This window comes from Prevotella sp. C0026C3, assembly GCF_056590795.1.
In genome coordinates this window covers 1-9981 of sequence record NZ_JBWPWW010000033.1, presented here as the reverse complement: position 1 = coordinate 9981, position 9981 = coordinate 1, and the positions used below count along the sequence as shown (strand labels likewise).

General features: G+C 43.5%; 11 protein-coding genes and 1 pseudogene. 3 read left to right on the top strand and 9 right to left on the bottom strand.

Going from position 1 to position 9981, the window contains the following annotated elements; all coding sequences use genetic code 11:
- Positions 1-291: 291 nt before the first annotated feature.
- Positions 292-1806: a TonB-dependent receptor gene (locus AC1EK4_RS11670; RefSeq protein WP_004378882.1), complete on the top strand. Its 1515-nt coding sequence runs from the start codon at positions 292-294 to the stop codon at positions 1804-1806.
- Here the strand turns inward: AC1EK4_RS11670 and erm(F) are convergent.
- A complete protein-coding gene (gene erm(F) / locus AC1EK4_RS11665) occupies positions 1794-2594 on the bottom strand; it encodes a 23S rRNA (adenine(2058)-N(6))-methyltransferase Erm(F) (RefSeq protein ID WP_004359035.1) in 801 nt (266 codons plus the stop codon). The two genes, AC1EK4_RS11670 and erm(F), sit on opposite strands and share 13 nt — an antisense overlap.
- Positions 2595-2787: 193 nt before the next feature.
- On the opposite strand from erm(F), the pseudogene AC1EK4_RS11660 reads away from it, so the two are divergent.
- Both AC1EK4_RS11660 and AC1EK4_RS11655 read left to right on the top strand, forming a co-directional pair.
- Positions 2788-3769: pseudogene (locus tag AC1EK4_RS11660) on the top strand (IS30-like element IS4351 family transposase).
- Entirely contained in the window at positions 3766-4023 is a 258-nt protein-coding gene (locus tag AC1EK4_RS11655) for a hypothetical protein (RefSeq protein ID WP_004359029.1), read from the top strand. The pseudogene AC1EK4_RS11660 and the gene AC1EK4_RS11655 overlap by 4 nt, the downstream one beginning before the upstream one ends.
- 218 nt (positions 4024-4241) lie before the next feature.
- On the opposite strand, the gene AC1EK4_RS11650 is transcribed toward AC1EK4_RS11655, so the two are convergent.
- From AC1EK4_RS11650 to AC1EK4_RS11615, 8 genes are all read right to left on the bottom strand, one after another.
- Entirely contained in the window at positions 4242-4661 is a 420-nt protein-coding gene (locus tag AC1EK4_RS11650; protein WP_004359027.1) for a plasmid mobilization protein, read from the bottom strand.
- A 192-nt stretch (positions 4662-4853) separates the two neighbouring features.
- Positions 4854-5363 carry a DUF3408 domain-containing protein gene (locus tag AC1EK4_RS11645; RefSeq protein ID WP_004359024.1) on the bottom strand — a complete coding sequence of 170 codons (510 nt, stop codon included), beginning with the start codon at positions 5361-5363 and terminating at the stop codon, positions 4854-4856.
- Complete coding sequence (locus AC1EK4_RS11640; protein ID WP_004359023.1) at positions 5351-5665, bottom strand: helix-turn-helix domain-containing protein; 315 nt, start codon at positions 5663-5665, stop codon at positions 5351-5353. Before AC1EK4_RS11640 ends, AC1EK4_RS11645 begins: the two co-directional genes overlap by 13 nt.
- Before the next feature lie 20 nt (positions 5666-5685).
- Positions 5686-5955 carry a helix-turn-helix domain-containing protein gene (locus tag AC1EK4_RS11635; protein ID WP_004359021.1) on the bottom strand — a complete coding sequence of 90 codons (270 nt, stop codon included), beginning with the start codon at positions 5953-5955 and terminating at the stop codon, positions 5686-5688.
- Positions 5956-6345: 390 nt separating this feature from the next.
- Positions 6346-6576, bottom strand: coding sequence for a hypothetical protein (locus AC1EK4_RS11630; RefSeq protein ID WP_147331687.1), 231 nt, complete (start codon positions 6574-6576; stop codon positions 6346-6348).
- Positions 6577-6618: 42 nt separating this feature from the next.
- On the bottom strand, positions 6619-7104 hold the full coding sequence (locus AC1EK4_RS11625; RefSeq protein ID WP_004359020.1) for a DUF1896 domain-containing protein: 486 nt from the start codon (positions 7102-7104) through the stop codon (positions 6619-6621).
- A gap of 55 nt (positions 7105-7159) precedes the next feature.
- Positions 7160-8443: a site-specific integrase gene (locus AC1EK4_RS11620; protein ID WP_004378883.1), complete on the bottom strand. Its 1284-nt coding sequence runs from the start codon at positions 8441-8443 to the stop codon at positions 7160-7162.
- Positions 8444-8455: 12 nt separating this feature from the next.
- Positions 8456-9709, bottom strand: coding sequence for a site-specific integrase (locus AC1EK4_RS11615; protein ID WP_004359018.1), 1254 nt, complete (start codon positions 9707-9709; stop codon positions 8456-8458).
- Between the last annotated feature and the right edge of the window lie 272 nt (positions 9710-9981).

Here is a 9981-nt window from a genome sequence, read left to right as displayed (position 1 = left end):
TCCGCATAAAAGTAATGGGGGTGAATGTAATCGACTGATTACTAATAAAAAGCAGAATATATAATCTGATAAGGTGAACGACTAAGAAACGAGCGAGTTTCTTTCCCTTTCTTTATTCTGCAAAGTCTCAAAGAACTCTCTGTTTGATGTTGCAAAGATAGCGATATAATTCATATAAGCAAAGTATTTACGTTGTTTTTTCAATGAAAATCAACCTTAGACATTTCTAATTCTATAAAATCGCCATTTTAAGGTATTGCATATATCTATGAACAATGGTAATTTTGCAAAATGATAATCAAAAGAATTCTTTTAATCTTCATCATTCTACTTCTGCTGTTTCCCACTGCTAATGCTACTATTTTGAATTTAGTTGTGGGTGATACTATATACCCTACTCGAAAACATGTTTCTTCATTACATAAAACGATAGAACTCGATGAAGTTCAAGTTATTGGACAGCGGAAATTGTTTTCCATAAGAAAAGACACCACGTTTATCAATACTGATTGCCTTCGAGTAAGGAAAGGTGCTAACTTGGAAGACTTAATCAGGAATATTCCGGGCATGGAATACGACAAGGCGAACAGGCAACTATCATTCAAAGGAAAGCCATTGAACGGCGTAAACATCAATGGCGAGACCTTTATGGGCAACGACATTATCGCAGCGTTGGAGAATATGCCAACCGATGCAGTGGAACTACTGAAACTGTATGACATGCTCAGCGCATTGGAGAAAATGACGGGAGTAGATGATGGTGCCGACAATTATGTGCTGGACATCAAGACCAAATCTACCTACAATGGCAGCCTGACAGGAACACTAACGGCTGAACACGGCAATCGCGACAGACGCAGGGATGAGGTACAGGGCAATCTATTCAATGCCGATGGCGAAAACACCTCGCTGACTTTGCGCTCTGACAATCTTAGTAATATGAACATTGGGGGAAACAATTTCCAAAACATATTGTCGGGCAATATCGTGAAGAAATTTGGTAAGAAAATTACGCTCAATGCAAGCCTCTCACTCAATGCCTTCCACAATGGAAGCGAGAATCATGACTATGATGAGCAATATCTTTCATCGGGAACAAAATATCGGGAATCAATGCTGCTTTCCTTGAGCAAGAATCACAGTAATGCCGCAAACATAAATCTGCAGTATAACATAGACAAAAAGACTTTGCTGAATATAAGTGCAAATGGAAACTTCGGACGGTCAGACAACCTGACTGACAACACAACATACCTATATGAGCGCAATACGGCTGCGGACACGCTGACCTCGGGAACGCTGCGAAATAACACAAAAAGCAATGGAAAGAATTACCATGTATCTGCCGACCTCACACGGCGGATTGGCAAGGCTGGGGCATCATTTACCGTGAAGGCGACACTTGGCGGTAACTCGAATGAAACTAATAATACCAGCCTTTCACTGACGAAATTCCACCACCTGCGCAACGCTGTGGGCGGAGATTCACTACTGTTGCGCAATCTTTGCCAACAACTGCCCACCCTGCGCAACGAAAGCAGAATATCATTGCAATATACCCATCCTTTTGGCAAACAGTTGAAATTGCAGACAGGGTACGGACTGCATCACGAAGAGGATAGAAACACAAGCAACACTTACGACTATACTATACCGAATAGACCATACATAGATAGCCTAAGTTATGAGAACACACTATCTATATGTGGGCAGGAACTCACCCTGAGAATGGATTATAAGGGTAAGCAATGGAAGATAAACAGTGGCATTGATGTAGACCACCCGACTTTGAACTACGAAGGATGAAATTTTTCAGGGACAACTTCCAGCATTTCCAAAAAACAGTTTAACCATTGACTTGGAGACAAACAAACAATTTGAGCATTAAGGTTTAAACCGAATTTTTCCGAAATTGACCTGACCTGACTTTTCCTGAAAATCGACTTTAAAGCTGTTTTTACAGATAAATCAGGTTTCTCTAACAGACAGGAAATAAATGCTAAGTATTTGGCTTTAAACTTAAAATCAAAAAATAAGTGTTTTCTTTTAATGTTTAACAGGGCTGATTTGACAGTTGGCGGTGGCAAGAAACTTTCAGGACCTACCTCATAGACAAGTTTCAAATCAAAAAAAGTATGATAGAAAACGGTATATGGATTGTAAAGCTTCCTCGAAAATAACTTTTGTGTAGGTTCTAATTGAAGGATAATGGAACCTCCCAGAAAATTTCCAAGACTCTCAAACATCAGGATTTTGAAAATATCGGAAGTAATGCCATAAGGAATATTTGACACCACTTTGAAAGGAAATTTCGGAACTGCAAAATTCCTAAAATCACAACCGACAACTTGAACATTTCGGGCATCAGAAAATAATTTTCGTAAATGTTCAACCAAAGCTGTGTCGTTTTCAATAGCAACAACATTGTTGGCGATTTTTAATAAATGAACAGTAAGAAACCCCTTGCCTGCCCCAATATCTAAAACCGTATCCTGATTACTTATATTTGCTTGTCTTATTGCATCTTTTATTAGCACTTTATCAATAGTAAAGTGCTGACCCGTAAAACGAACGGGCAATTTCTTTTTTGTCATTAGTAACTTCTTACAGGTGAATACTTCTTGAGTTCAACTTATAAATGCAACTTTTTGGGTGCGGATAATAAGCAATAAAAACATTTATTTTTCAGAGAGGAAAGAGAGACAATGTCCCCCTTTCTCTCACTCTGAATGGATAAAGTTTGCTATCTTTGCTTTAATTGTCCGTCCAAAGAAAAAAAAGTTGCAGATGAGCAAACATATAACCGAGGAACAAAGGTATGCAATTTTCTATGATGTTGCAAATACCGATGAGCAAAAAAGCAATAGCGGAAGCTATCGGAGTAGATAAAAGCACTGTTTACAGGGAGATAAAGCGCAATTGCGACGCCCGAAGTGGTAGCTATAGCATGGAGCTTGCCCAGCGAAAAGCAGACAGGCGCAAGCAGCAAAAACATCGCAAGGAAGTGCTTACACCGGCAATGAGAAAACGGATAATAAAGCTGTTGAAGAAAGGATTCAGCCCGGAGCAGATTGTCGGCAGGAGCCGCTTGGAGGGAATTGCGATGGTATCTCACGAAACGATATATCGCTGGATTTGGGAGGATAAGCGGCGGGGTGGCAAACTGCACAAATATCTTCGCAGACAAGGTCGCAGGTATGCCAAACGTGGTTCTAAAAATGCAGGGCGAGGATTTATCCCAGGCAGGGTGGATATTGATGAGCGTCCCGAGATAGTGGAACTGAAGGAGAGATTTGGTGATTTAGAGATAGATACAATTATTGGTAAGAACCACAAAGGTGCCATTCTTACCATTAACGACAGAGCAACAAGCAGGGTCTGGATACGCAAGTTGTCGGGAAAAGAAGCCATCCCGGTAGCTAAGATTGCAGTATGGGCACTGCGGAAAGTGAAAAACTTAATACACACAATTACGGCTGACAATGGAAAGGAGTTTGCAAAGCACGAGGAAATTGCGCAAAAATTGGAAATAAAATTCTATTTTTGCAAACCATACCACTCATGGGAACGTGGTGCCAATGAAAACACCAACGGGCTTATCAGGCAGTATATCCCAAAGGGTAAGGACTTTAGTGAAGTAACCAACAAACAGATTAAGTGGATTGAAAATAAACTCAATAATCGACCTCGTAAAAGACTTGGATACCTCACGCCAAACGAAAAATTTAAACAAATTATTAATCAGAATTCTGTTGCATTTGCAAGTTGAATTCAGCTTATAATAAGAAAGGAGATGAAGAATTTACTTCCCAACAGGACATTTTATTCCCTAAAGTGTTTGATGTTGATGGCATGCGAGTTTTTATTTATTGGAAACTTCCACATCCTGTGGAAAAGCTCTATCCATATGTTGATTACAAAATACGGAAAATTTCAAAAGATACGTTAGTTATAGGGGATTATACAGACTTTGTGTTTGTTAATGGTCATGGTAATGCCCCAAATCGGGAATTGTCAAAATAAAAAAATAATAAATGTGGGGTAATACTCCAAATCGGGAGTTATTGAAATAATTATCTGATTATCAATGTACTTTCCAAAAGATAAAGTATTAGGGCAGAGTGGAAAAATCGTTGAAACTGGTCCTATGTAATCGTTCAAAGTGACCCTTTTGTATCATCCAAAGAGGGATTGGACATTCGCGGTACGATACGAGTATGGGTGTTATGATTTATCAGCATTCATTCTTCTCTACTCCCAAAGGATTTTGTCAGTTGTACTGCTTGCTGTTGTAGTCTGATGAGAATTTGGGAATAGGTTTCGAGTTTGCCGAGCAGTTGTTGAGCAGTGGCAACAGAATGATAAGTATTGAGGACTTTCACGACTTCGTTGTACAGAACTCCTATCTTATGAGCCAAGGCAACGATTTCTGAGAGTTTCTCCAAGTAAGGTTCTTTTGCAGGGTCTTGGGTGATGACCTTAAAAGATTCACCAAGAAGCCTTGCTCGGACAAAGTCGCTCTTTGTCTTTGCTCCCGACTTGCGATAGAGTCTGATAAGTTTCTGCTGGTCTTCGGAATTAGGTATTCTGATGTGCCATCTGTCCCATCGTGGGCAGGTGGCACATCTGCCGTCTGGCTTCTTTTGTTTTTGCTTCTTCATTGCTTTCTAATCACGACTTTGGAGTGATTTAATCCCCTTTCGGGGCAAGGGTCTTTGTGGTACAAATGGCAATTTGTGGTACAAAGACACACCTTGCTGATGTAGAAAATGGGATTATAAGCCCCTGCTGTGTTACTGCATTCATTGAATACAGTAACTCGGCGTAGGCTTGCATTCGAGGAATGCAGTAATTCAGAGTTTCCTCCATCTTTCCACATCTTCCTTGTATTGGTCGAGGTGTTCCCGCAGTACCTGTTCGACATATCCCGAAACGCTCGCTCCATGCTCACCGATTCTCCGCACCACGAAGTCTAACTTTCGTTGGGTTTCCTCTGATACATACACGGCTTTGCGGTGGCTGTTGCGAAAGGGCTGGAGATATTTCCCCTGAAACTCGGATAATTGCTTTCTGTCCTTTGTTTTTCCCATTCTTTGATGAAATTCTTCGGTAGAAGTAGCCCTTTCTGTTGGCGACAACGCTGTTTCTTGATAGGACGGTTGAGAAAAATCCTTGTTACTCTCCTTGTCATTTTGTTCCTCAACTTTATCAACAGGCTCAAACCTTCTCTTTTCCTCTTCATAATCGAAGGGCTGGTCAAAATCGGGTAACTCTTCGGGCTTGCGGAGCTTAACGCCATAATTTCCCATATCTCTAATGGCTTGTTCCAAGCGTTGTTTCCTTTTTTCATCTATTCTTGCCATAATTTCTTGGGTATCGGGTTATAGTGTTTTTCAAGCATGGCTTGTATGTCGCTCTGCTTGTAGAGTATCTTCCCTCCGATTTTGTAGAAAGGAAGCGTTCCTGAGTTTCTGTACTCTTGGAGCGTGCGTGTGCTGAGCCGTAATTGGCTGCAAACCTCCTCACCCGAAAGGTAAACCTCACCATTCAGCATCGGACGGGCGGTAGAGCAATACCGCTCCAACTTCTTCAAAGTGCCTTCCATCAGTTGTGAAAACAACTGCATCTGAGGGTCTTCCCGCGTAATGATTTCATTCTCTGCCATAATTCATTCATTCTTTGATTTCAATCCTTGACTGCATTCAGCATTTCACAGATGTCGGTCTGTTTGTAATAACACTTATGTCCAATCATGGAGAAAGGGATTTTGCCCGTATCTCGGTATGATTGTAGGGTACGCTTGCTGATGCCTAAACGCTTGCACACGGCTTCGTTGTCGAGCCATTGCTCGGTCTTGGGAGGATTACCGATGAGTTTTTCCACACGATGGATAAAGTCTGCAAATTCGGAGCGATGTCGCTCCCACGCTTTGCGGTCGATGATAATGAGTTTCATTGCCTTAATTTTGTTTTGATTACTTTATTGTTACTCAGCAAACAAACTGTTATGCAGTCCATTGCCGTACTTCTCGGGTGCAAAAGTAACCCCTCGGAAGCACCACTGCAAGAAATGAGGATAAGCAGGGAAATAGAGAGAAAGCAATAGAAAAACAAAGGAAATCCGTCTGTGTTATTGCGGTAATGAGATGAGGTGCCGGCTCGTTCCTTTTATTATCTTGTTGTTTTATCGATAATTCGATAGTTCGACAAATCGAGATGTCGAAGTGTCGATAGATAGTTTTATCGATAGATTATTTTGACGATATATAGTTTTGACAACAGATAGTCATGACAACAAATTGTACAAACAATAGATTGTCCGTATTATCGTCAGTCCTATCTGTTGTTAGTTGTTACGCCTTGCGTCCAAAGAGCCTGAGTATGCCGTATTCTTGTCGTGCCTATACTCTCTACGGCAGCCCAGCCCTGCAAGGTTGGGAGAGATGAATACGACCGCATGGATATAGAAAATGGCAATACCACCTTGAAACAGAGAAATCCTGCGGTGGAGATTCTTCTCTCCATCCGCAGGACTCGACCTTGTCAGGGCAGACAGGCTGCCGTTGTACCTTTGCACGATAAGAAACGGCATCAGGAACTTTGCGTGCGCCGCCTTTGCCTACAACGCCTTCAGGCTTGCTTCCTCCGTCAGTCTGACCGTTGGCAGATTGTTGCTCTCGATGAGCAGCACTATCGTGCCTGTCAGTTCGGTGTAAAGACGGCCGTATTGCTCGTCAGAAGCCAATGTGTCCGTCAAACCGAACTTGTCGAATGTGGCTTGAACAGCCTTGTTCGACAACAGTATAGGTACGAGTTTCTCTGGGAGCGGTGCAGGAAGTTCCCTTTCAAACTCGTTTTCCAACACGGATATAAGCGTATCGTACTTGGAAAAGTGCAAGCCTTGATACAATGCCTCGCTTGCCATGCTCTCCGCTTCAATGTGTGTAAAGCCTTGTGCTACAGCATCGCAGTAAACTGTGAGAGCCATATCTGCCCGTGCAGTGATAAACTCCGTATCTTGCAACTTTTCGGGGTGATGCTCACTCATGTAACTTCTTAACTTCAATCGGAAGTAGGAAAGTTCCTTTTTGTTCTTCTGTTTCATTGTTTTTCTTGTTAAAAAGTTGGACTTCTTTTTTTTGAATCATTCATTACGGCTGTTACATCCCAATTATGGGACTTGACTTTTTCGGTGTTCTTGACGGACACAGCCGTAAGGCTTTACGCAGTACCCTTGTATGCTCACTACCCATCAGGGGTTGCATTTCCTTGGCAATCTTGCTCTTGGTCACCCGTGCATAAATCTCGGTCGTGGAGATGAAGCGATGCCCCAGCATCTTGCTCACCGTCTCTATCGGAAGTCCGTTCTCCAGACAGATGGTCGTGGCAAAGGTGTGCCGTGCGGTGTGCGAGGTCGCTTGAGTATGCGGTGGCAGTCCTGCCTTAATACATATCTCCTGAATAGTTCTATTGAAATTACTGTTGCTGGGAAACTCTCGAAAGAAAAGCCCCTCCCTTCGTCCGTGGCTCACAATGGCGAGTATTTTCTCGGCAACGGGCAGCAACGGGACAATACTTCTGTTCTGTGTCTTTGTTCGACAGAGCGATATGTACCTACGCCCATCCCCGAATGTATAAACATCGTCCATTCGGAGTTTCTTTAAGTCTGAGAATGCCAGCCCCGTGAAACATCCCAAGAGGAAAATAAGTCTGCAATGGTTATCTGTCGAGCGGTGCGGACGGTAAGCCAAGAGTTTTTGCAGGTCGTCCGCCGTAAGTGCATTGCGCTCGTAGGTAGGCGTTTCTATGTCTATGAGTTCAAAAGGGTCTTCACGAACGTATCGCTCCTGCAATGCCTTGCGAATGACCTGATGCAAGTGGCGTAGGCGGTTGCCGACACTGCTTTCCTTGTTTCCCAAGTCCCGAAGCATAAAAAGGCGATAGTCCTCAAGCAAAGTCTTGTCCACCTCTGTGGGCATACAGTCTGCCCTGTCCCTTACTTGCAGGAAATGAACAAAACTCTTGTAGCTGTCCTTAAAAGCCCTGACAGTTGCCTTGCTTAATGTTCTGCCCTGCAATTCCTCCTTGTATTCACAAACGGATTGATATAGCTCCGTAAGTGTTGGCATGGGGCGACTTTGCTGCATATAACGCTCCTTGAGGTATTCCGCCGTGATATAGTTTTCTTCCCTTAATGTACGTTCATAGAGTGAATGCAAGCACTCTTCTATTGAGTTCAGTTGCAGATTGATGCCGCTTGAATTACCTGTTGTCGCCTTGATGCACCCTTTTCGGGCAAGCCACTCGTCGGGGGAAGTTTGCAACTGCGTGGAAAACGATGAGGACGTTCCATTACAGGTGATACGGCAACGGATTACGCATAGTCCGTCTTCATTGGTCTTGCTTCTATCTATGTAGAATAGTATGGCAAATGTACTTTTCATTGTTCTGCGGTTTTAGTTGGTCAGTTGATAATGTGCGAGTTGTGGAAGTATTTTCTCTATGTCCAGAAAGACACGCTCGGGAGATGTCTCCGCATACACTTGCGTGGTTTTGATTTGACTGTGTCCGAGCATTTTGGAAACGCTCTCAATGGACACGCCCTCCGACAGTGTCATCTGAGATGCGAAGGTATGCCGTGCCATGTGATAGGTCAGCGTTTTCTGAATACCGCAAAGCCGTGCTATCTTTTTGAGGTGTATGTTTACCGTGTCGCATCCGGGTATGGGCAGCAGATACCCCTTGGGCGGTTCGTGTCGGAAAGCCCTCGTGTGAATGCCCCGATAACGCTCGATAATGGCAGTGGCTTCGGGAAGTAGGGGGATGTGGCACACGTTGCCCGTCTTTATTCTCGGCTTGCGTATCCAAGTCATTCCCGCTTCGTGAAAGACGTGCTGCTCCGTCAAGTGATACACGTCGGTATAGGAAAGCCCCGTCAGGCAGGAGAAAAGGAACATATCCCTCGACACTTTTTCATAGCCTTGCAATTTATCTTCTCCCAAGGCTGCGATAAGACCTACCTCCTCCCTTGTGATGTAACGTGGAGTACCCACTTCCCAACGAATGGAATGGTTGATGAAGGGATAGGTGTCAATGATGTGCCGTTTATGCAGGTCTTTGAGCAAGGAAGCCAGCATGGAGAGATAGCCAGCCGAAGTGTTGAGCTTGAATCCCTTTTCTTTGGCGAAGTAGTCCTCCAAGTCTTTGATAAAGGCGATGTCGGCTTTCTGCACGGGAATATCCTCCACACGGTAGCGATACCTGACGAAGTTTGCCAGATGCTTGTGAAAGAGCAACAGGCATTTTAGTCTGCGTTCGCTGCGGTCTATGCCCACACGCTCACGGAAGCGGTCGATATACTCGTCTGTATGATGCAGCAGTCCTTGTGACTCACTGTTCAGTCCGAATACAAGCTCCCGTACTCGCTCTGCCGTGATGGGAGCATCGGATTTACCCGAAAGAGACTCATAAACCTTGTGTATGCTCACCTGAAGGCGGTCAAGTTCCTTGTTTACCGATACGGCTTCGGCACTCTTGCCCAGCAGTCGGTTTTTGCGACTGTCCCACAAACGAGGAGTACACGAGCATTTGCAACTGAACTGTACCATAGAGCGTCCTGCGCTGATGCGTCCCATGATGGGACTTTTTCCGTTTTTGTCCTGCGTACCTCTCTTGAGGTAGAAAAGCAGCTTGAATTTTTCTTTTTCCATTGTTTTTTACTTGCAAAATTACACTTCTTTGAGGAACTTTGAACGATGCAAAACATTGATAATGAAAGAGAAAACTCCGTTTTAGTTACCACTTTCAGCCGTCCTTTTCCTTTCATCGTTTTTCGAACGATTTGGTAACTGAACTCCCTCCTTTTCGCTCCCTTTTCTGCCTGTTTCCTATGATGCAACCCTAAGAAGAAACAAGCAATATCCGCTGTATTTCAGTCAGATATGAGTTTTATGCCATTTTCTGCTTTCTACTCCCATACTTC